At 64.2% G+C, this 20464-nt stretch carries 17 protein-coding genes and 3 pseudogenes; 9 read left to right on the plus strand and 11 right to left on the minus strand.

Going from position 1 to position 20464, the window contains the following annotated elements; genetic code table 11:
• Window positions 1-551: 551 nt before the first annotated feature.
• The 4 genes and pseudogenes from IQ782_RS22355 to IQ782_RS30515 all read left to right on the plus strand — a co-directional run.
• On the plus strand, window positions 552-1460 hold the full coding sequence (locus tag IQ782_RS22355) for a glycosyltransferase family 2 protein (protein ID WP_194136892.1): 909 nt from the start codon (window positions 552-554) through the stop codon (window positions 1458-1460).
• Between the two features lie 302 nt (window positions 1461-1762).
• Window positions 1763-3232, plus strand: a complete 1470-nt coding sequence (locus IQ782_RS22360) for a lipopolysaccharide biosynthesis protein (protein ID WP_194136893.1) — start codon at window positions 1763-1765, stop codon at window positions 3230-3232.
• A gap of 97 nt (window positions 3233-3329) precedes the next feature.
• Window positions 3330-3649: pseudogene (locus tag IQ782_RS29920) on the plus strand (transposase family protein); the annotation flags it as partial.
• A pseudogene (locus tag IQ782_RS30515) lies at window positions 3646-3875 on the plus strand (transposase); the annotation flags it as partial. The pseudogenes IQ782_RS29920 and IQ782_RS30515, both read left to right, overlap by 4 nt.
• Before the next feature lie 708 nt (window positions 3876-4583).
• Here IQ782_RS30515 and IQ782_RS22365 read toward each other — a convergent pair.
• Window positions 4584-5456 carry an EamA family transporter gene (locus IQ782_RS22365; RefSeq protein WP_194136894.1) on the minus strand — a complete coding sequence of 291 codons (873 nt, stop codon included), beginning with the start codon at window positions 5454-5456 and terminating at the stop codon, window positions 4584-4586.
• 81 nt (window positions 5457-5537) lie between these two features.
• Here IQ782_RS22365 and IQ782_RS22370 point away from each other — a divergent pair, with 81 nt between their 5' ends.
• Both IQ782_RS22370 and IQ782_RS22375 read left to right on the plus strand, forming a co-directional pair.
• A complete protein-coding gene (locus IQ782_RS22370) occupies window positions 5538-6032 on the plus strand; it encodes a MarR family winged helix-turn-helix transcriptional regulator (RefSeq protein ID WP_194136895.1) in 495 nt (164 codons plus the stop codon).
• Window positions 6033-6236: 204 nt separating this feature from the next.
• Window positions 6237-7187, plus strand: coding sequence for a helix-turn-helix domain-containing protein (locus IQ782_RS22375; protein ID WP_194136896.1), 951 nt, complete (start codon window positions 6237-6239; stop codon window positions 7185-7187).
• A 52-nt stretch (window positions 7188-7239) separates the two neighbouring features.
• Here the strand turns inward: IQ782_RS22375 and IQ782_RS22380 are convergent, their stop codons facing one another.
• From IQ782_RS22380 to IQ782_RS22425, 10 genes and pseudogenes are all read right to left on the minus strand, one after another.
• On the minus strand, window positions 7240-8898 hold the full coding sequence (locus tag IQ782_RS22380; protein WP_194136897.1) for a GMC family oxidoreductase: 1659 nt from the start codon (window positions 8896-8898) through the stop codon (window positions 7240-7242).
• 66 nt (window positions 8899-8964) lie between these two features.
• The gene (locus IQ782_RS22385; RefSeq protein WP_194136898.1) at window positions 8965-10371 is read right to left on the minus strand and encodes an aldehyde dehydrogenase family protein; all 1407 of its coding nucleotides are present in this window, start codon (window positions 10369-10371) and stop codon (window positions 8965-8967) included.
• Between the two features lie 228 nt (window positions 10372-10599).
• On the minus strand, window positions 10600-10932 hold the full coding sequence (locus IQ782_RS30430; protein WP_420832684.1) for an integrase core domain-containing protein: 333 nt from the start codon (window positions 10930-10932) through the stop codon (window positions 10600-10602).
• 60 nt (window positions 10933-10992) lie between these two features.
• Window positions 10993-11157, minus strand: a pseudogene (locus IQ782_RS22395) (IS110 family transposase); the annotation flags it as partial.
• Window positions 11158-11650: 493 nt separating this feature from the next.
• Window positions 11651-12646, minus strand: coding sequence for a TRAP transporter substrate-binding protein (locus IQ782_RS22400; RefSeq protein WP_194136901.1), 996 nt, complete (start codon window positions 12644-12646; stop codon window positions 11651-11653).
• A 27-nt stretch (window positions 12647-12673) separates the two neighbouring features.
• Complete coding sequence (locus IQ782_RS22405; protein WP_194136902.1) at window positions 12674-13996, minus strand: TRAP transporter large permease; 1323 nt, start codon at window positions 13994-13996, stop codon at window positions 12674-12676.
• Window positions 13993-14526, minus strand: a complete 534-nt coding sequence (locus IQ782_RS22410) for a TRAP transporter small permease (protein WP_194136903.1) — start codon at window positions 14524-14526, stop codon at window positions 13993-13995. The genes IQ782_RS22405 and IQ782_RS22410 overlap by 4 nt, the downstream gene beginning before the upstream one ends.
• Before the next feature lie 41 nt (window positions 14527-14567).
• Window positions 14568-15488, minus strand: a complete 921-nt coding sequence (locus tag IQ782_RS22415; protein ID WP_194136904.1) for an SMP-30/gluconolactonase/LRE family protein — start codon at window positions 15486-15488, stop codon at window positions 14568-14570.
• A 115-nt stretch (window positions 15489-15603) separates the two neighbouring features.
• Window positions 15604-16338, minus strand: a complete 735-nt coding sequence (locus tag IQ782_RS22420; RefSeq protein WP_194136905.1) for a GntR family transcriptional regulator — start codon at window positions 16336-16338, stop codon at window positions 15604-15606.
• 4 nt (window positions 16339-16342) lie between these two features.
• The gene (locus IQ782_RS22425) at window positions 16343-17233 is read right to left on the minus strand and encodes a GntR family transcriptional regulator (protein ID WP_194136906.1); all 891 of its coding nucleotides are present in this window, start codon (window positions 17231-17233) and stop codon (window positions 16343-16345) included.
• A 138-nt stretch (window positions 17234-17371) separates the two neighbouring features.
• On the opposite strand from IQ782_RS22425, the gene IQ782_RS22430 reads away from it, so the two are divergent.
• From IQ782_RS22430 to IQ782_RS22440, 3 genes are read left to right on the plus strand one after another with little or no spacing between them, the layout of a single operon-like run.
• Complete coding sequence (locus tag IQ782_RS22430) at window positions 17372-18343, plus strand: Bug family tripartite tricarboxylate transporter substrate binding protein (RefSeq protein WP_194136907.1); 972 nt, start codon at window positions 17372-17374, stop codon at window positions 18341-18343.
• Window positions 18344-18400: 57 nt separating this feature from the next.
• On the plus strand, window positions 18401-18832 hold the full coding sequence (locus tag IQ782_RS22435) for a tripartite tricarboxylate transporter TctB family protein (RefSeq protein ID WP_194136908.1): 432 nt from the start codon (window positions 18401-18403) through the stop codon (window positions 18830-18832).
• A gap of 9 nt (window positions 18833-18841) precedes the next feature.
• The gene (locus tag IQ782_RS22440; protein WP_194136909.1) at window positions 18842-20380 is read left to right on the plus strand and encodes a tripartite tricarboxylate transporter permease; all 1539 of its coding nucleotides are present in this window, start codon (window positions 18842-18844) and stop codon (window positions 20378-20380) included.
• The last annotated feature ends 84 nt before the right edge of the window (window positions 20381-20464 follow it).

Genomic DNA, 20464 nt, shown 5'->3' on the forward strand with positions numbered 1-20464 from the left:
CGCTCCGGAACCAGGCCCCAGGCTCATTTCGCCCGACGGCTGGTCAACGTTTCGTAGTCCGCGACAAGCGAGCGGGGTCCGCGGCCAAAGCGGCACATAGTTCGATCCGCTTGAAGCTTGGAGAGGGTAAAGCGGTCCCCGAAAACCGGACGCTTTGCCAAGCTTGGCCCCGACGGTGTCGCGGAAGAACGGCGCTGGTCAACATGTCATGAGACGTCTGAGCCTGAAGTGCTTGCGGCCGCACGCAACATCCCCGGATCGACCTGGATGCACAATCCCAGAGAAGCGCAACGGGCAACCGCGGATGGCTCACAACGAGCGCCGCGCCTTGGCAGCGCGAGAGCATCGCGCCGCCGACGCACGTGCCCGATTCTCGCAAGCCATAGCGAAATTTTCAACGAAGTACAGATCTTCTGGTGTTTAATTATTTCTAGTTTCAGCTATCATCATGACTTGCTGTGCGGCGTCTGGCAAGCGCAGCGGCCGCGGGAGCCCGTGGTTCTCGTTTGGAATTTTGTATTTCATTATTAATATTATCTTAGGGAAACGCGATGACGCAACCTTTGGTTTCCGTAGTTATGCCGTGCTATAATTCCGAAAAGCACCTTGCCGAAGCAATCAATAGCATATTATCTCAATCCTACAAAAATATAGAATTCATCATACTGAATGACGGCTCCAAGGACAGCACAGCCGAAATCATTCGGTCGTTCGCAGCAGAAGATCCCCGAATTCGGTTTCATGACCTGGAAAAGAACGGTGGGTTGATCAACGCATCAAACACCCTTCTGCAGTTGGCCAAGGGCGAATACATTGCCCGGATGGACAGCGATGATATCAGCCAACCCGATCGGATCAGCCGACAAGTCGAATACATGCAGGCCAATCCTCACAAAGTCGCCTGCGGAACGGCGGTAGAGCAATTTGGCAACGGTGAAGATATCAGAATCGCGCGGAAATCAGACGACAATGAGGTACTTTTGTTTATGTCGGTACGCAACTGCCCGCTTTGGAACCCGTCCTCGATGATCCGTCGGTCAGTGGTCAGCCAGAACAACTTGCGCTACGACAAAAATTACCCAGTCGCCGAAGATTCAAAATTCTGGTTTGATGTATCCATGTTCGGAGAGCTGGGAAATCTGCCCGAACCTTTGGTTAGATATCGTCGCTCTGAGACGCAGCTTTCGCGCTCGCAAACCTCTCAGATGAAAGAGAGTGCCGACAAATTGAGGATGGATATCTTCAAGTACATTCTTGCGAGATACCAAATAGATTTGCGGGCCGTGGGGGACACTTTGGAGAAAATTCCCAAAAGCAAAGATGCGATGTATTCTTTCCTCAAATTCATAACCCTCACCTATCCGAGTGCCTCGAAGATAACGAAGATTAAATTGATATTGGCCTCCACTCTTGACCCGAAGCGAAAGATGAAGCTCACCGCGCAAGCCTTGAAGGCTTGATTTAGGGGCCGAGCCAATACCCGCGCCTTCCACGAAGGCGAACCTAGCAATGCATAGGGTGATTGACGAGACCATCAAGGACCAGTCGGCGAAGCGGAAGTCGCTCGCGCGAGCCCGCTGCCGCCCTCTACAAGAAGGCCATCGCGGATCTGCGTGAAACCTGTGCGTTGCGCGGGCTGACACCGTTCCGCGGTTGCGCCGGCCCCAAGAACTCCTATGATTCCCGTGATTCTCCTGTGTATCTTGATTTTGCAGCTTACCACGTTCTTACCCTTGCCTTTCTTATTTTTGGATTTTTATAAATGGCGTTTTCACCCGGCAAGGCCACAAAAAAGAATTTGCTTTGGGCCTATCTTTCCTTTGCGCTGACAAAGGGGCTTAACTTCGTCGCCGTAATTATAGTTACACGGTATGTCGCTCCGGCTGAATTTGGCCTCATGGCAATCTGCCTTGCAATTATGGGATACTTCGACATCATCTCTCGCTTCGGCCTCGGTGCCGCGCTGATTTCCGCGCAGGAAAGGCAAGAGGAAACCGCCGTCGCAGTGTTCGCTTGCGGGCTGATCAGTTCGGGAGTTATGGCATTTCTCATGTGGCAAGGAGCTGGCCCACTTGCGGCTATCTTCGATGCGCCGGACCTCGCACCCTTGCTTACGGCAATCGCAATAACCTTGATCATCCGCGCCTCGAGCATGGTGCACTTCTCTTTGCTTTTGCGCGAGCTAGGGTTCCGAAAGAAGATAATCCCGGACGTCACCCAAGGTGTGGCCAAAGGTCTTATCTCTATCGCGCTCGCAATTGCCGGATACGGCGTGTGGGCTTTGATCATAGGCTACGTTGCGGGCACAATTGTCGCCTCGATCACCTTGTTCATCATTCGGCCCTGGCGCCCGCATTCTTGGCCGGACCTTGCGACGATGAAGCATGTGATGCGCTACGGATCGTACCTGATTGGCGCCGAAACTATAAGCGCCACCTCGCGGGTTTTGGACAATCTCTTGGTTGGCAAGTTTCTCGGACCGGCCGCGCTGGGGATTTACGCAATATCGTTCCGTATACCGGAATTGGCGATCAAGACATTCACATCTGTGGCAGGGAGCGTTTTGCATCCGGTGATGTCCCGGATACAGGTCAATGCCGAAGATTTGGCCCGCTTCTTTTACCAAGCCCTCAGCTATTGCGCTCTGCTGGTGTTTGGCGTCGGAACGGCCATTGCCGTGCTCGCCGGTCCAATGGTTCACGTACTCTACACGGAAGACTGGTACGGGATGATCGAGCCCATGCGGTTGATCGCCTTGAGCTTCTCGGTGAGCGTGATCAACTTGCTGCCCGGCGTCCTTTTGAAGACGGTTGGCCGCACCGATCTGATGTTTCGTGTCTCATTGATTAACTTGCCGTTCATCGCGCTGTTCCTTGGCGTGGCGCTTCCCTTTGGCATAACCGCCGTTGCGGCGGCGCAGCTCTTGCTGGCCTTCGTGCCCTTCTGGCCGACCTATGTCGCGACCAAACGGGTGATCGACCTGTCGCTTTCCAAGGTCTTCGACGCGCTGCGTCCGGCATTGGTCTGTGCGGGCACGGCCTCGCTGGCCGCGGTTCTGGTGCTACACTTCCTCGACGGGTCAGAGCTCATGCGGTTGCTGGCCGGCATGGCCGCCTATAGCTGCGCCTATCTGATAGCCTTGCGAGTCCAGGCGCCCGAGACGTTCACCGCGGGCGCGCGGTTCCTGAGGCACCGGCTCAAGCTGAACTTCGGAAAGAAGGTCGGAACTTAGGTTCGGGACCCATTGATCGCGGCGGAGAGGCACGTGGCTCACGGCGAGAACATCGAGCGGGGATATGTCTGATCTCTTCTGGTTGAGAGAGGCGTAGATGGCACCCCTGGAGCCACGTTTCGCAAGCCCCGGTTTGATGACGGGCGCGTCCTTGGCGGCATTACTTTCGTCATTCGAAATGGGTTGCGCTTGCGATCTGCGCCAAGGGAATAGGGGCCCCAGATGGTGCTCTACAGCCGTTGGAAGCGGTGGAGGCGAGCGGCCAAGCGCCACCGGTTCGAGCGAGACCACGAAGCTGCACGCCATCTGCGACAGCCAGGGGCGGCCCATCGACCTGTTCGTCTCGGCAGGACAGGGGAGCGAGGATACGAGGCTCACTGGTTCCGGGAACCGTTGAAAGGCAAGGGGATACGCGCCTGATGACCATGCCCGGCATCTGAGCCATTGTCGCACTCACCTATCGTTCTGTCTTCGACGACCCGTCGCGCTTCCGGTCATCGAAAATTGTTGGATCCTGGGTTGACCTGACATCCTTTCGCCGCCCGTCCGCAGAACGGAACGTCCGAGGCGTCAGCGCCACGGCCGCAATCGCGCAATGGTCGCTCTGGCGCGGCGCATGGCCGTCGCGCTGCATCGCATCTGAATCGACGGGACGACCTTGAGAACGGCAGCGATGCCTATGACTTGGTCCAAACCGCTTCGCCCGCCGGAGCGCGCCTATGTGATGGAGCCGCCGGAACTGCGTCGAGCCTGCACCTCGTCGGCAGCCCTGGCACTGACCAAGACCCGAAGACTGTTCTCGAAGCGCCTCTCGGCAGCGCCGTATGAAGGCAGTTGGATCGACCGGGCCAGGAGGTCCCGTCGGCGGGGTCCACTCGTGTGGCCGTAACACCTTGACCGCGAGGGACCCGTCACCGAAGTCCTGGGCCTAGGCGGGTCCACAGATGCGCGGTCGTCCGGCGGCCTTCCGCTGCGATGACATGCGTGCCGAGCGACAACCTTTGGCAATCATGCATCGCATTGCTGTCCGACGTGCCCTTCTCGACGCTTCGGTAGAGTCTTTGCCCACTATTGTCGGCCCATGGCTCCGGGCCGAACTTGGTCCTTCCTGGCGCGCCGCAGCGGTTCATGGTCCCTATTTGGATTTGGAACCCCGCGGTCGGGCGGCCCGGCGGGCAGGAGCGCGCAATGCCACTGCACTGCGATGGTCGCCGAAACGGAGATGGAGCACCTGGAACGCCCTTGGCGCAGTTTGGCGCGTGTTCACAGCAGATCGCGCGGGAGAAGTGGCCGACATCTCCATCGGACGCAGGTACAGCTTCGATGGGCCCCGACCTCAAGACGCGCCCGATCACGCTCCCTGACCCTTCGGTGCAAGCCCGCGGGCGGGGCGGCCGCCGAGCCAGACGCATCCTAGCACGATTGCTGCGCCCGCAAGCTGCATTGGCGTGAGCGCCTCACCGAGGATGAGCCACCCGAGCGCGACGGCCGTGAGCGGGCTGAGAAAGCCGAAGCCGGTCACCGAGGTGGGCCCCAGCCGCTCGATGCCACGGAACCAGAAGTAGTAGCTGAGCGCGGCACCGGCGAGACCGAGCCAGATGAACCCTGCGAGATTGGCGAGGCTCGGAGCGGGAAGCCGCGGCTCGAGTGCCAGCGCGAAAGGTACCAAGAGCAGCCCGCCGGCCGTCAGTTGCCACGCGGTAAAGGTCAGCGCCGAAACATCCGGCCTCCACTTTCTCGTGAGGACGACACCTGCCGCCATTGCGACGGCACCGGTGATCGCCGCCGCGACGCCGATGACATCGAGCGTGGCGTGTGGCCCCAGGACCAGCAGTGCGACCCCGCCGATCCCGCCGATGGCCGCTCCGACCCCGCGCAGCGTGATGTGAGAGCCCAGAACTACGCGCGCCAGGACAAGCACGATCATCGGCTGGATGGCGCCCAGCGTCGCCGCGACACCGCCGGGCAAACGGTAGGCGGCAATGAACAGCGCCGACCAGAAGATCGCGAAATTGAGGCTACCAAGGATGGCAAGCCGCCCGACCCACGCGCGCGGAGGCATCTGGCGCGTGACCGCCAATAGCAGGAGCCCCGCAGGTAAGGCGCGCAGAACGGCGGCGGTGAACGGATAGCCCGGCGGCAAAAGCTCTGTGGTGACAATGTAGGTGCTGCCCCAGATCACCGGGGCGGATGCGGCCAGAAGCGCGTCTGTCGTGCGGGACATCGGTCTCTCCAAAATATCTCGACGTCGAGATAAACTGCCATAAATCTTGACGTCAAGATAGTTCGGGCGTAGCAAGCGAGCATGGACCAAGTCGACCTCATCCTCGCCCAATGGCGTAAAGAACGCCCTGACCTTGATGTTGCTCCGATGGCGATGCTGGGCAGGCTGAAGCGCCTGGCGGATCATCTCAGCGAGCAACACGCGCAGGTCTACAAGGCGCACGATCTGACCCAGGCCAGCTTCGACGTGCTGGCAACTCTGCGTCGTTCAGGGCCGCCCTATTCGCTCAACCCTTCGGCCCTGATCGCCTGGACGATGGTCACGTCGGGCACGATGACGAACCGGTTGGATCGCCTGGAAGCGGACGGGCTGATCGAGCGCCGCCCGGATCCGGTCGATCGGCGTGGATCGGTTGTCGCCCTTACCGAAAAAGGCTTCGACCTGATCGAGCGCGTCGTCACGGACCACGTCGCCAACCAGCATCGGATGCTGGCCGACCTGCCTCCGGACGTCCGCGAGGGCCTGGAGGACGCCCTGCGTCTCTGGCTGTCGAAATTTGAACCTGAGCAGAGCTAGGCTGGCCTTCGCGTCGGGCCCCTGCGTGTCCAACGCGGTCCCGTGACTTTCTGGCCGTGCGCTGCGATGCCGGCGGCAGCCACTGCCTCTCCCTTAGGATGCGACCGCTGGCCGGGTTCCTCACGCGCTTCGTGAGCGGGTCGATGGTGCACATTGTCCGTCCGGCATGCCGCATGCTAGCCTCATTTCCGGGAGGAAGAAGTCATGTCACAGCCATTGTGTGTCGCAGAGGCCGGCACCTTTGAGACTGCCGTGCCGGTCCGCGTCGAAGATGCCCGCAGTAAGCTGGTCGGTGTCTGCGGACGCTTCGATCTTGCGGTGCATGATCGCGGCGACGTGTTCGATGGGGCGATCGGGATGCGCAACTTCGGCCTGTTCGATGCAGCCGTCGTCGCGACCGAGCTGCGCGCGATCTGGCGGGATGCGGCGATGATCCGGCAGGATCCCGCCCGGCACCTTTTCCTGATCTACCAACAGGCCGGACAAAGCATGATCTGCCAGGGCGAGACCCGGACGGTGCTGACGCCGGGGACGTTCCACCTGGTTGATCCCGCCTTTCCTTCGGAGTTCCACTACTCGGGCGGGCTGACGCGGAAAATCTCGATGCATCTGCCGCGCGACGAGACCCTCCGCCGACTGGGCACCTCCTGCGTCGGCGGGCTGCCGATCGACCCCGGCGATCCGCTTTCGGCGGCGCTCGAGGCGGTGCTGGCCAAGATCATCTCGGACGATTGCAGGGCCCGGCCGCAGCTCTCGGACATGCTGGTCGAGCTCCTGGCGACCTACGTGCGCTGCCGCGAGCTAGAAGTGCCGACCCTCCCCCCGAAAGACGCAGACCGGCTGGAGCGCGCGCGGGCGCTGATCCGGTCGCACGCTGCTCAGGCGGACTATGATCTGGATGCGTTGTGCCGCGACCTTGGGATGTCGCGCCGTTCCGTGCAGCGGCTGTTCTCGGCGGTCGGCGAGACGGCGAGCGCAGCGTTGCAGGACGCGCGATTGGCGCGTGCCCGGCAAAGCCTGCTCTCGGCGCCCGAGCTCACCGTCGCGGAGATCGCCTTCGAGGCGGGCTACAATGACCTCGCGCATTTCCACCGCAGTTTCCGCACGCGGTTCGGACAGTCACCCGGCACCTATCGGAAGGGTGTTCGCAGGTAGTTGACCACGCCCGCACCAGCGGCGCGGGCGTGGTTCGTCGCACAACCCAGGATCAGCTGTGCGCCGCCTTGATCAGATCGGCGGCTTTTTCGGCGACCATGATCACCGGAGCGTTGGTATTTCCGGCCATGACCTTCGGGAAGATCGAGGCATCAACGACGCGCAGCCCCTCGAGCCCGCGCACCCGCAGCTCGGGATCGACCACTGCCATATCCCCGGTGCCCATCGCGCAGGTGCCGTTCTGGTGGTGATAGGACATCACCGCCGAGCGCGCATATTCGGCCAGCGCCGCGTCGTCCTGCACGTCCTCGCCCGGGTAGATCTCGCGCCCCTTCCACTTCGCCAGAGCAGGCTGACCGGCGATCTCGCGCATCTGCTTGATCGACATCACCAGGATGTCGACGTCATGCTGCTGCGACAGCACTTTTGGGTCGATGTGCAGCGGATCGTCGATCGACGGGCCGGTCAGGCGGATCTCCCCGCTCGAAGCCGGTTGCACCCCCGAGGCATTGAAGGTGAAGGCATTGGCCGTCGGCTGCTCCATCTCCGGCGCGTAATAGGGCACGTTGAAGAACAGCGGCTGCATGTCTGGCCCCGGCAGAGACGGATCCGATTTGGCGAAGAGATGCGCGTGCAGGACGGTGATCGCCATGTCGTCTGGCGGCGGCAACTGCTGTGCGCCCTCGTAGATCACCGGGCAGAGCGTGTGATCGTTCAGGTTCTGGCCAACGCCCGGCAGGTCGTGGCGCGGCGTGATGCCGACCTCCTCGAGGTGCGCGCGCGGGCCGATGCCCGACATCATCAGGATGCGCGGGCTCTCGATCGCGCCGCCGCAGACGATGACCTCGCGGGTGGCGCTCACGCTGCGGCTCTCGCCTTCCTGCAGGTAGGTGACCCCGGTGGCGCGGGTCCCGTCTAGATCGACCTTCAGCACGCGGGCATTGGTGATCAGCGACAGGTTCTCGCGCTCGAGCGCCGGACGCAGGAAGGCGACTGCGGTCGAGGCGCGCTTGCCGTCATGGGTGTTGAGGTCGACATAGGCCACGCCGTCCTGCTGCGCGCCATTGGTGTCCTCGTTCAGCGGGTGACCTGCCTGCTGCGCCGCCTCGACCATGGCTCGGGTGACCGGATGCGGTTCGAAATCGGCGGTGACATGCAGCGGGCCACCCGCACCGTGGTATTCGTCGGCGCCGCGGGAAAAGTCTTCGGACTTCTTGAAGTAGGGCAGCACCGAAGCGTAGTCCCAGCCTTCGCAGCCAAAGTCGGTCGCCCAGGCGTCGTAATCCGAGGCATTGCCGCGCACGTAGATCATGCCGTTCAGCGACGAGGAACCGCCGAGCGTCTTGCCGCGCGGCCAGTAGAGCTGGCGCCCCGCGGCATGCTCCTGCGGCACGGTCTGGTAGCCCCAGTCGTAGTCCGTGCCCCAGAGCTCGATCAGCCGCATCGGGGTCGAGATCATCTCGGAGGTGTCGGGGCCGCCGGCTTCGATCAGCAGCACGCGTGCACCCTCCTCGGTCAGCCGGTTGGCCAGCACGCAGCCCGCGCTGCCGGCGCCGATGATGACGTAATCATACTGCTGCTGCTGGGCATTGGCCGGGTTGACCGAGGCGCCCCACAAGCCGCCGCCCAGGCTGAGGACGCCCGAGGCGACCGCCGTCCGTCCGATGAAACTGCGCCGGGACAGGCCCGAGCTGGAAAGATCTTTCGTCATGGTTTCCTCCCATTGCATGTGAGCGGCGGCGCACCTCCTCGGCTGCGCCCGCCGCAGTGGTCCAGATCAGGAAAAAATGACCTGAATGTCGGTGTACTCGAGCAGCCCCTCTTCGCCGAACTCGACGCCCATCCCCGACTGCTTGCGCCCGCCAAAGGGCGCGTTGGGCTGGATCATGCCGTGCTTGTTGATCCAGACCGAGCCGCACTCCAGCCGCGCCGCCAGCGCGCGCGCGGCGGCGGGGTCGCTGCTCCAGATCGAGCCGCCGAGCCCGGTTTCGAGCGCGTTGGCATCGGCGATGGCCTGCTCGATGTCACTGTAGCGGATCACCGGCAGGGCCGGGCCGAACTGCTCCTCATCGACCAGCGCATCGCCGTTCTTCAGCCCGGAGATGATGGTCGGTGGGAAAAACAGACCTTCGCCCGGCGTGCCGCCGAGCAGCACGGTGCCGGTCCGCGTCGCATCCTCGACCAGCCTCCTGAGCTTGTCGAACTGCATCTGGTTCTGTACCGGGCCGAGCACGCTGGCCTCGTCCAGGCCGTCGCCGACGGGGATGTTGCGGGCATAGGCTACCAGCGCCTCGCAGACCGCATCATGGATGCTGTCGTGGACGTAGAGCCGCTTCATCGCCGCACAGGTCTGGCCGTTGTTGATGAAAGCCCCCCAGAACAGGCCCTCGGCGATCGCCTGCGGATCGGCATCCGGCAGCACGATGCCCGCGTCGTTGCCTCCCAGTTCGAGCGTCAGACGCTTCATCGTCTGCGCGGCGCTCTGCATCACCTTCTGCCCCGTCGCGCAGGAGCCGGTGAAGACGATCTTGCGGATCCCCGGATGCGCCGACATCAGGGCACCGAGGTTCACCTCCCGGTCATCGCCGGTGACGACATTCAGCACCCCGGCGGGCAGCAGCGTGTTCAGGACCTCAACCATGCGCAGCGTCGCCAGCGGCGTGTTTGGCGAGGGCTTCAGAACCACCGTATTGCCGGTGCGCAGCGCCGGCATGATGTGCCAGATGGCGATCATCAGAGGGAAGTTCCATGGCGTGATCGACCCCACGACACCGAGCGGCCGACGTTCGAGCGTGACGTATCCGCCGTCGTCCTGCTGCAGCACTTTCACCGGCACGTCGAGTTCGGCGGTATGCGCCGCCCAAGCCTGCGCGCCGCCGACTTCCCAGCGGGAGCCGAGCCCGTTCAGCGGCTTGCCCTGCTCGAGCGTGATGAGCCGGGCAAGCTCTTCGCTGTGCTCTCCGAGCGCCGCGACAATGCGTCGGCAGATCTCCTTGCGCTCGGCATCAGGCGTTGCGGACCACGCGGGAAACGCCTCATTGGCCGCGGCAACGGCGGCATTCAGCATGTCCTCGGTGGCGTTGGGCACATGGGCGACGATCTCGCCGGTGCTGGGGTTGCGCACCGCGAAGCTGCCGCCTTGGTCGGCCTGCGTGGCTTCGCGGGTCATGAATTTGTCGAGCATGTCGGTCTCCTCCCGTCATGGCACCCGGAGGCACCGGGCCATGTCCGGTCAAAGCTAGACAGCCGCAGGCCGCCCGTCTTTGCACCCTGCGCCATAGCCTGTTGCGTATCGCGCCAAACTGCCCGTTGGGAGCCGCACCGGCATGCTGTTCAGTGGCGTCTCAGCCGTTGCTTGCTCAAGCAGAAGAGATGTCCTGCATACCACTTGGGGGCGCGGGCAATACTCTGTTCACGATCGAGCCTGCCCCGCGGCGGCACGCAGCTTTGTCAGCGGCTCCGAGGTGGTCCTCATCTTCCCGGACAGGTCTGCGGCGCTGCCAAGCTTGCCTGTTGATCCTTCCGCCGCGTGAATGTCTGGGTCCTGATGGGCCCCGACCGGTGTTCTGAGTCCGGGTGCCGAATGTGGGCGCTCGGTGTTGTAGATGGTCATCCATGTGCCGATGCCGGCCCGGGCGGCGGAGCCGGGGCGAAGGCATCGAGGAAGACGCACTCGCCTTTCAACGATCGCGATAGACGTTCGATCATGAAGTTGCCGATCGAGCGCCCGCGGCCCTCCGTTCACGGCACGGCCAGCAAGGGTTGCGTGAAGCGCGAGCTGGTGAACTGGACGCCTTTCTAGGTGTCAAACCGCGATCTGGCTCTGATTGATTTCCGTGCGCCGACGCATGAGGATGCCGAAGACGCCCCGGGCAATGTAGCGCTCGAGGCAGCGGATGGCCTCAAGCTTCGAACTGCCCGAAGCGATGCGTCGCGCAACGTGATCCAGGCGCGCCTGCATGCGTTTTCGCGCAGTGTCGCCCCTCTGCTGTGGGTGCGCCTTGACGGGCTGCTGGGCTTCTTGGATGCGTCTCCCTTATCCTGCCCACGCGCAGGGCCCGCGCGGTCGAGGAGGGGGCAGAGCATGTCGTTGCCCCGCCGCAAGGCTCGGGCCGCTCCATCGCCGATCGCTTCGCCAAGATCCCAGATGCGTCACGCGCCCGATATAGGTCTACACGTTGGATCGATCGGCAGCGTTGCGAGCCGCTACACAGTGAACATCTGCTGGTCGAACCCGCAGTCCTCAATTGTGAGGATGTTCACCTTCTCCCCACCGCAGTCGACGTTGGAGTGCGCGCGTTCGGTCGCAAGCGCATTCCCAAACCTGATGATCGCGGAGAGAGATGATTGGACACACGGAGGACCTCGTCACATATTCGGCCTTCTCCGGCCTCACGTGGTGACCCCGCCCGTGCGCGTCAGCCGAGCAGGGCCCGGAGTGCTCCGAGCCCTGCCCAAATGCCTCATTCCGCCTTGGAGATCTCGATGAGACGGTTCATGCCGTCTTCGCCGATCACCTCGGTGCCGTACTTTTGCCAGACCGGGACCATGGCGTCCTTCCAGGCTGCCTGCTGCTCTTCGGTCAACCGGTGGATCTGCTTGCCTTCAGAGGCGAAGAACTCGAGATCCTGGTTGTTGATCTGGTCAGCCTGCTCGGCGTTCCACGCCGTTGCGGCGTCGAGCGCGGATTGCAGCCCTTCCCTTTGGGCATCCGTAAGGCCGTCCCACCACATCTTGTTGGCGCCGACGATCCAGGCGGTGTAGATGTGCTCGGTGAGGGTGATCTGGTCGATCATCTGCCACATGCCCGACCCGCGCCAGGCGTTCGGGGTCGGCTCGGCGCCGTCAATGACACCCTGCTCCAGCGCGGTCGGGGTCTCGGACCAGCTGACGCCGACGGGGTTGGAGTGGATCGCCTCGAAGGGCGCCACGTAGACCGGCGCGGACTGGACGCGGATCTTCAGACCCTGCGCATCCTCGGGCAGCAGTACCGGCTTGTCGCCGCGATAGCCGAGATCGCGCGGACCGTTCATCCAGATCGCGACGGGCTCGATCCCCTTGGCCTGGAGCTTGGGCACCCAGAGCGCGCGCAGGGACTCGTCTTCGAAGGCGGCCTGGATCTTCGCCGGGCTCGACAGTAGGAACGGCAGCTCGAACATGTTCACCTCGGGAACGAGCTGCGAGTAGATGCCGATGGCGGGGGCGATGATCTGGGCCTCGCCGAGCTGCGTGCCGACCACCTGGCTGTCCTGGTCGAAGAGCGTGCCGCCGTGGTGCATGTCCGCGGTCAGGTCGTCGCCGAGTGCTTCCTTTGCCCTCTCGACGAAGAAGTCGAAGGTCTGTCCCTTGAGGCCCTTGGCGTTGTTGTCGTTCGACAGGACCATGGTCAGCGGCTGGGCCGTGGCCAGGATGGGCATCGCCGCGACCAGAAGGCCGGCGAGGGTTGCGGTCAGTTTCATGGTGTCCTCCCTATGTGAAACTTTGGATCAGTGGATGGTCGGGCCGGGCAGCCAGAGCGAGACCGCGGGCACGAAGGTGACGATCATCAGGGCGACCAGGGTGGCGAGCATCCAGGGGATCGTGGCGCGGAACACCTCGAAGACCGACATGCCCGAGACACCCGAGGCGACGAAGAGGTTCATGCCGACGGGCGGGGTGATCATGCCCATCTCGATGTTGACGATCATGATGATCGCGAAATGCACCGGGTCGATCCCGAGGCTCTGCGCCGCAGGTTGCAGCAGCGGCGCGAAGATCAGGATGGTCGGCACCGCCTCGAGGAAGAAGCCGACGACCAGCAACAGAAGGTTGACGCAGATCAGGAAGACGATCGGCGAGAGGTTGGCGTTCAGCACCGCCTGCGCCAGCTGGCCGGGCAGGCCGATCTTGGTGATGAAGTAGCCGAAGATCAGCGCGTTGGTGGTGATCCAGAAGATCATGCCGACGCGCGGGCCGACGGCGATCACGACGCGCGGGATGTCGCGCAGTTTCAACTCGCGGTAGATCAGCAGGCCGATGAGGATGGCCAGCACGGCCGAGACGGCGGCGGCTTCGGTCGGCGTGAAGATCGCGCCGCCGTCGTAGGCGAAGGCGCCAAGGTCGAAGGCCGGCAGGCCGTAGATGCCGATCACGATGAACACCGGCAGCATCAGCGCGGGGATTGCGGACGTCAGCGTGGACCGGGCCTCGGCGGCGGTGGCGCGGGGGCGCACGGTGACCTTTTCGTTGCGGGCAAGGAAACGCGCGGTGAAGAGCAGCAGGGCGCCGTAGATGAGGCCGGGAACGATGCCGGCGAGGAACAGCGCGGGGATAGGGGTCTCGGTGACGAAGCCATAGAGGATCAGCGGGATCGACGGCGGCAGCAGGATCCCGATCGCGCCTGCCGTGGCGAGGGCGCCGATGGCGTAGCGGTCCGAGTAGCCTTCCTCGCGCAGGGCGGGGAACATGATGTTGCCGACGGCGGCGACGGTCGCCGGGCTGGAGCCCGAGATCGCGGCGAAGAGGATGCATGTCAGCACGGCGGTCATGCCAAGGCCTGCCCGCAGGTGCCCGACGAAGACGCGGGCGACGCCGATCAGCCGGTGCACCAGCCCGCCGGTTTCCATGAATTCGGCGGCGAGGAAGAAGAAGGGCACGGCCATCAGCGTGTAGTGGTTGACGTTCCCGAAGAGCTTCTGGCCGAAAATCCCGTCGGGGATCGGTGCGAAGACCATGGAGGCCAGCACGGCCGAGCCGCCGAGAGCGACCGCGATCGGGGCGCCGATGAGAATCAGCACAAAGAAGAGAACAATGAGGAATGCGACAGTCATTTGTGCACCTTGGTGACGGGGGTGCCGACGCGGTCGAGAAACGCGTCTTCAGGTTCCAAGCGGACGTCCGTCCACATCGCGATGATCAGCATGGCGTAGCGGATCACGAAGAAGGCGAGGATCACCGGCAGGATCGCGAAGGGCAGGGCGAGGTTGCCGCCGAACTCCGGATGCGTGACGCCCATGCCCCAGACGAAGCGCGCGTAGCTCACCGCGTCGTCAAGATAGAAGGCCGCCAGCAGCAGCGCGGCGCCGAAGGCGAGGGTGTTCAGCGCGGCGCGGGCCCGGGGAGGCAGGACATGTGCCAGCAGGTCGACACGGGGGTGGGTGCCGGTGCGGATCGCCCGGCTCGCCGCCATGAGCATCGCCCAGACCAGCGCGGTGACCGATCCCGCCTCGAGCCAGTGGATGCCGGTGCTGAAGGCGTAGCGCAGGATGACCTGCAGCACCGCCAGCCCCAGCCCCAGCAGGGACCCGATCAGAATGATGGAAACCTCGACGGCTGACAGCAGCCGGTCTATCGCTTTCATGTCTTTCCTCCCTTCGGCGCTCTCCTCGCCGGATGGTGATTTCAGCTCAGTGCGAACATCGGCTTGCCCGCGAAGGGCAGCTCGACGCGCAGGATCGAGGCGGTGGAGGCCTCGGTGATGTAGAGATGCCGCCCCTCGGGGCCGCCGAAGGCCATGTTGGCGGTCAGCAGCCCCTCGGGGCTGCGGATGCGGAACATCGGCTCGCCGAGGCGCGACATGATCCACACCGTACCAAGCCCCATGTGGCCGATCGCAAGCTCGCCACCGGTGCCGAGCGCCAGCCCGTCCGGCCCGGCAAGCCCGCCCGAGAGCTGGATGAAGGTGCCGGATTTCGCCACGGTCCGGCCATCGGGCAGGAACCGGACGCGCCAGACGGCATTGGCTCGGGTCACGGCAAGGAAGAGCTGGCTTTCATCCTCGTTCAGGCACAGGCCGTTGGGACTGGGAATATTGTCGATGACGCAATCGAGCGCGCCGTCCGCGGTCAGCCGGAACAGCCGGCCATAGGGCGCGTGCAGCCCGCTCTGGCCCTGATCGGTGAACCACAGATCGCCGTTCAGCGCGAAATGCAGGTCGTTGAGCCCGTGGAACCGCTCGAGTCCTGGGCGGGTCAGGAACGGCTCGACCTTGCCCGAGACGGGGTCCATCACCATCAGCCCGTGGGCGTGATCGGCGATGAAGATGCGTCCGTCGCGGTGGATCTTCAGGCCATTGGGCTCGCCGTCGTATTCGGCGGCGACGGTGACATCGCCCTGCGGGTCGAAGCGCAGGATCCGGCCGTGGCAGATGTCGACGCAGTAGAGGTTGCCGTCTCGGTCGAAGGACGGTCCCTCAAGAAAGGCCCGAAACGTCTTTCCCGGGTGCTGGACGCGGGCCCAGCCGGATGCGTCGACCGGCGCAAGCTCGGCCGGAACGCGGGCGAAGACTTCGGCGGTGAGCTCGGATGGCGGGGCGAAGAACATGGCGACTCTCTTTGGCTTTTGAACAACGTAAAGCCAAAGAGGTTTCGGGCACAAGAAAAATGATTGCAGTCAGATCAAATGACTACTCATTTAGTGTGGCGGGTCTGGTTGGGGGTCAGGCCTGGAAGCCGGCCGAGTAGCGGAAGGCGAAGGGCTCCACGTAAAGCGCTTCGCCGTAAAGGATCTTGCCGTCGTCCGGCGTCAGCAGCACATGCGCGCGCATCAGCAGCGGCGCACCTTCCTCGATGCCCAGCTCGCGGGCCTCCTGCGATGTGGCGACCACCGCGCGCAGCGCCGCGTCGATGCGCCCGATCTCGAGCCCGAGCCGGTCCTTGATCAGCGCGTGAACGCCCTCGGTGGCCAGCGCCTGCGCCGTCATCGACATGGCCAGATCCGGGTGGAACCACCGAGTCTCGCTGCCGATGCATTTCCCCGCGACAAAGCGCAGCCGGCGCAGGCAGAAGACCTCGAGACCCGGCTCGAGATCGAGCTTGCGCGCGGCACGGACGGGCAGGGGGCTGGGCGCGAAGCTGAGCAGCCGGAAGGAGACGGTTTCGCCAGCCAGCGCCACCTCGTCCTCGAAGGACTGGATGTTGTGGATGTCGAGCCCGACCCGGATCTGCATGTCGTCGTCGCGGCGACAGGCAAAGGTGCCGCGCCCGGCCTGGCGGCGCACCAGGCCTTCCTGCATCAGGCGGGACATCACGTTCTGAACCGTCGAGCGGCTGACGTCGAAGTCCTTCGCGATCTCGGCTTCCGTAGGAAGCTGCGCGCCCGGCGCGATGGTGCCGGTCTGCAGCGCCATGGCAAAGTGCTCGTAGATCTTCTGCCGGACAGAGGGCGCGCGCATGGGGTCAGCCTTCGGCCCAGGCGCGGGCGTTCGGCGCCTTGCGATCGCGGGCGTCCTCGAGGTGCCGGCGCAGCCGCGCCGAGGCTTCGGAAATGCGCTCCTGCTCGAGCAGCGTCAGGATCTCCAGGTGCTCGCCGCATTCGTTTGCCAGCCGGCCCCGGTCCACCCGCGCGCGATACTCCATGAGGCGGCGCATCCGGTTGACCCGCTCGAGCGCGATCAGGAAGAAGGGGTTGCCGGACATCGCCACGAGGCTCTCGTGGAAGTCGGCGCCGTGCTGCAGGATGGTCTCGTTGGGCATCGTCGCCGGATCCGCGTGCACCAGCTTTTCCTGCACCTCGCGCAATTCCGCCAGCTTGCGGAAATCGATCTTGAAGGTGGGCTCCAGCATCGCGACGGGCTCGTTGGCGATGCGGAAGCGATAGATCTGGTCAAAGGCCTCGGGCGTCTTGGCGACCGGCAGGAAGCGCCAGCCATAGCCCTCCTTGCGCTCGGCCCAGCCCTCGCGCTGCGCGCGGCCCAGCAGTTCCTGCGTGCGCACCTTTGTCCAGGAATAGCGCTCTCGAAGCGCGAGCTCGGTCATCTCCTCTGGGATCCGGTCGCGGATCCAATCCTCGGCAAGCGACTGGTATTCACGGGTGAGCTCGTCCTGGTTGGTCGCGGTCAGCGCGCCGTCCGGGATCGTGCGGCTGACGAAATAGCCGCGGTTCGGAACCTGCCCGAGAATGCCCTGGTCGGCGAGCAGGCCGAGAGCCGAGCGCACGGGTGTGCGGGACACACCGTAGCGGTCCGCGATCGACTGCGTCGTCAGGCGGTCGCCGGCATTATAGTGGCCTTCGGCGATCTCGCGGATCACCCGGTTCGAAATTTTCTGGGCAAGATCAGCGCTGCGCATCCCGGTCCTCCTTGGTACAAATGAACACTCATTTGTGAGAAAGTGCAAGTTGGCTCTTTCGGGTGCCAAAAACCAAAATGGTTTGCATTTATGTAGTCAAAAGTCCAAAAGGGGGGACGGAATCAAGGGAGGACAATCATGATTCGCATTCTCAGCGCGGCCGTCCTGGCAGCAGTTACCGCCCTGCCGGTCGCAGCGCAGGACAAGCCCTCGAACACCGAATGCATCGCCCCCGCAGCGCCGGGCGGCGGCTGGGACTTCATCTGCCGCACCGTGGCCAAGGTCCTGCGCGACGAGGGGCTCATCGACGGCACCATGCAGGTCACCAACATGACCGGTGGTGGCGGCGGCGTGGCATATGCCCACGTTGTCTCGAAGCGCAACGAGGACGAAAAGCTCCTGATCGCCGCCTCGAACGGCACCACCACCCGCCTTGCCCAGGGCGCCTTCCCCGGCGCGACCGAGGATGACGTGCGCTGGCTCGCCTCCTTCGGCGCGGAATACGGCGTGATCGCCGTGGCTGCCGACAGCGAGATCGATGACCTGCCCGAGCTGGTCGAGATGATGAAGGCGGACCCGCGTTCGGTCTCCTTCGCCGGTGGCTCGGCGGTCGGCGGCTATGACCACCTGAAGATCCTGAAGCTGGCCAAGGTGGCCGAGCTCGAGGACGTCCGGCAGGTCAAATACGTCGCCTTCTCGGGTGGCGGCGAGGCGATGACCCAGGTTCTGGGTGGCTCGATCACCGCCTTCTCGGGCGATTTCTCGGAAGTGCGCGGCTTCGTCGAGGCGGGCGACATGCGCATCGTCGCGGTGCTCTCGCCCGAGCGTCTCGAGCAGTTCGACCAGTTCCCCACCGCCATCGAGCAGGGCTACGACGTGACCGGCCCGAACTGGCGCGGCCTCTACGTGCCCAAGGGCATCTCGGACGAGACCTATGACGCCTGGAACCAGGCGATCCAGAAAATGGTCGCCTCGGAAGAGTTCCAGAAGATCCGCGCTGACCAGGGCATCGAGGCGCTCGACCTCTTCGGCGCCGATGCCGACAAGTTCGTGCATGAGAACGTCGCCGAGATCCGCGCGCTCTCGAAGGAAATCGGCCTCATTCAGTAAATCATCGGCGGGCCGGGGAGTGATCTCCGGCCGCCCCTCACCAAAAGAGGACACCGCATGAGCGATCGCATCATGGGGGGGATCGGGCTTGCCCTTGCCGCATTCTACATCTGGGCCGCCACGATCATTCCCGAAAGCTTCATGGCCGATGTCGTCGGCCCCGCGACCTTCCCCATCATCATCGGCGTGATCATCGCGATCTGCTCGGTCTGGTTCATCCTGCGGCCCGATCCCGACCCGGTCTGGCCGTCGCTCAACCGGCTGGCCGAGATCGGCTTCGCCATCGCGGTCTGCCTGCTCTACGCGATCCTGCTGCCCAAGCTGGGCTTCCTGATCTGCACCGCGCTGGCCGCCGGCTACATGAGCTGGCGCCTCGGCGGCACGCCCGTCGGCGCCGTGCTGACCGGCATCGGCCTCTCGGTCGGGATCTGGGTCGTCTTCAAACTCGTGCTCGGCCTCTCGCTGGCCGTGGGTCCGCTCGGCATCTGAGGTCAGCACATGGAATTTCTGTCGTCTCTCGGCGTCGGCTTTGACGCCGCGCTCACCTTCTCCAACCTCGGCATCGCCCTCATCGGTGCCTTCCTCGGCACGATGATGGGCGCGCTGCCCGGTCTCGGGCCGGCGAACGGCGTCGCCATCCTCATCCCGATCGCCTTCTCGATCGGGCTCGGGCCGCTGCCGTCGCTCATCCTGATGACCTCGGTCTATTACGGGGCCATGTACGGCGGGCGGATCAGCTCGATCCTGCTCAACATCCCCGGCGACGAGCCGGCGATGATGACCTGCCTCGATGGCTACCCGATGGCGCGCAAGGGCATGGCCGGCGAGGCGCTCTCGCTCTCGGGCATCGCGTCGTTCATCGGCGCGATCTTCGCGACCATCGGGCTCGCGCTGCTGGCGCCGCAGCTGGTCAAGATCGCGCTGCTCTTCGGTCCGGCGGAATATTTCGCGCTCTTCACCATCGCCTTCGCCACGCTCGGCGGCATCTCGTCGACCAACCAGGCCAAGGCTGCCTTCGCCGCCGCCGTTGGCCTTGCCATCGCGATGATCGGTGTCGACACCCAGACCGGCGTGCAGCGCTTCACCTTCGGCGAGGTGCATCTCTTCGACGGCATCGACTTCCTGATCGCCATCGTCGGGCTCTTCGCCCTCTCCGAGGTCTTCATCTTCCTCGAGCACCGGGGCAGCGGGGACCACAAGGAGCAGGGCATCACCTCGATCGGCCGGGTCCTGGCACCCTGGAGCATGATCCGCAGCTGCATTCCGACCTTCGGGCGCAGCACGGTGATCGGCTTCCTGGCGGGCGTGCTGCCCGGAGCAGGGGCCTCGCTGGGCTCGTTCCTGTCCTACTCGGTCGAAAAGCAGATCGTCGATCCGACCGGCAAGACCTTCGGCAAGGGCGACCCGCGCGGCGTCGCCGCGCCGGAGGTCGGCAACAACGCCGCTGCGGGCGGTGCGCTGGTGCCGATGCTGGCGCTCGGCGTGCCGGGCTCTGGCACCACGGCGGTGCTGCTGGCGGTGCTGCTGTCGCTCAACATCACGCCCGGGCCGCTGCTCTTCTCGCAGAACCCCGATGTGGTCTGGGGCCTGATCGCGGCGCTCTTCATCGCCAACGTGATGCTGCTGATCCTCAACATCCCGCTGGTCGGCCTCTTCAGCCGCGTGCTGCTGGTGCCGGTGCACATCCTGATGCCGCTTGTGGCGATGGTCAGCTTCGTGGGGATCTACGGCATCTCCGGCTCGTCCTTCGATCTCATCCTGATGGTGATCTTCGGCGTTGTCGGCTGGCTCTTCCGCAAGCTCGACATCCCGCTGGTGCCGGTCATCCTCGGCATCCTGCTCGGCAACGAGATGGAGGTGAACCTGCGCCGCGCCATGACGCTCTCGGACGGTGACTGGCTGACCCTCGTCGGCAGCCCGCTCTCGATCACGCTCTGGGCGCTCGCCATCATCGGCTTCGTCGCGCCGATGATCTTCGGCCGCAAGGTGAAGCGGGCAATCGCCGAGGAAAGTGACGAGATCGCGGTCGGCGACTGACCGGGACGACAAGAGACGGTCCGGGGCGTGCGTGCGCCCCGGCCAGTGGCGCGGCGGGTTTCACGATCCGCGCCACGCCGCCCG

Origin of the sequence: Salipiger mangrovisoli, from assembly GCF_015223355.1 — a bacterium.
Taxonomy (GTDB): Bacteria; Pseudomonadota; Alphaproteobacteria; order Rhodobacterales; family Rhodobacteraceae; genus Salipiger; species Salipiger mangrovisoli.

What these genes read in the sequence shown, in the direction of transcription:
- IQ782_RS22405 (WP_194136902.1), bottom strand. Translation starts at nt 13,996, where the DNA reads ATGACTGTCGCATTCCTCATTGTTCTCTTCTTTGTGCTGATTCTCATC.
- IQ782_RS22410 (WP_194136903.1), bottom strand. Translation starts at nt 14,526, where the DNA reads ATGAAAGCGATAGACCGGCTGCTGTCAGCCGTCGAGGTTTCCATCATT.
- IQ782_RS22375 (WP_194136896.1), top strand. Translation starts at nt 6,237, where the DNA reads ATGTCACAGCCATTGTGTGTCGCAGAGGCCGGCACCTTTGAGACTGCC.
- IQ782_RS22380 (WP_194136897.1), bottom strand. Translation starts at nt 8,898, where the DNA reads ATGACGAAAGATCTTTCCAGCTCGGGCCTGTCCCGGCGCAGTTTCATC.
- IQ782_RS22425 (WP_194136906.1), bottom strand. Translation starts at nt 17,233, where the DNA reads ATGCGCAGCGCTGATCTTGCCCAGAAAATTTCGAACCGGGTGATCCGC.
- IQ782_RS22430 (WP_194136907.1), top strand. Translation starts at nt 17,372, where the DNA reads ATGATTCGCATTCTCAGCGCGGCCGTCCTGGCAGCAGTTACCGCCCTG.
- IQ782_RS22440 (WP_194136909.1), top strand. Translation starts at nt 18,842, where the DNA reads ATGGAATTTCTGTCGTCTCTCGGCGTCGGCTTTGACGCCGCGCTCACC.
- IQ782_RS22360 (WP_194136893.1), top strand. Translation starts at nt 1,763, where the DNA reads ATGGCGTTTTCACCCGGCAAGGCCACAAAAAAGAATTTGCTTTGGGCC.
- IQ782_RS22420 (WP_194136905.1), bottom strand. Translation starts at nt 16,338, where the DNA reads ATGCGCGCGCCCTCTGTCCGGCAGAAGATCTACGAGCACTTTGCCATG.
- IQ782_RS22435 (WP_194136908.1), top strand. Translation starts at nt 18,401, where the DNA reads ATGAGCGATCGCATCATGGGGGGGATCGGGCTTGCCCTTGCCGCATTC.
- IQ782_RS22355 (WP_194136892.1), top strand. Translation starts at nt 552, where the DNA reads ATGACGCAACCTTTGGTTTCCGTAGTTATGCCGTGCTATAATTCCGAA.
- IQ782_RS22385 (WP_194136898.1), bottom strand. Translation starts at nt 10,371, where the DNA reads ATGCTCGACAAATTCATGACCCGCGAAGCCACGCAGGCCGACCAAGGC.
- IQ782_RS22415 (WP_194136904.1), bottom strand. Translation starts at nt 15,488, where the DNA reads ATGTTCTTCGCCCCGCCATCCGAGCTCACCGCCGAAGTCTTCGCCCGC.
- IQ782_RS22400 (WP_194136901.1), bottom strand. Translation starts at nt 12,646, where the DNA reads ATGAAACTGACCGCAACCCTCGCCGGCCTTCTGGTCGCGGCGATGCCC.
- IQ782_RS22370 (WP_194136895.1), top strand. Translation starts at nt 5,538, where the DNA reads ATGGACCAAGTCGACCTCATCCTCGCCCAATGGCGTAAAGAACGCCCT.
- IQ782_RS22365 (WP_194136894.1), bottom strand. Translation starts at nt 5,456, where the DNA reads ATGTCCCGCACGACAGACGCGCTTCTGGCCGCATCCGCCCCGGTGATC.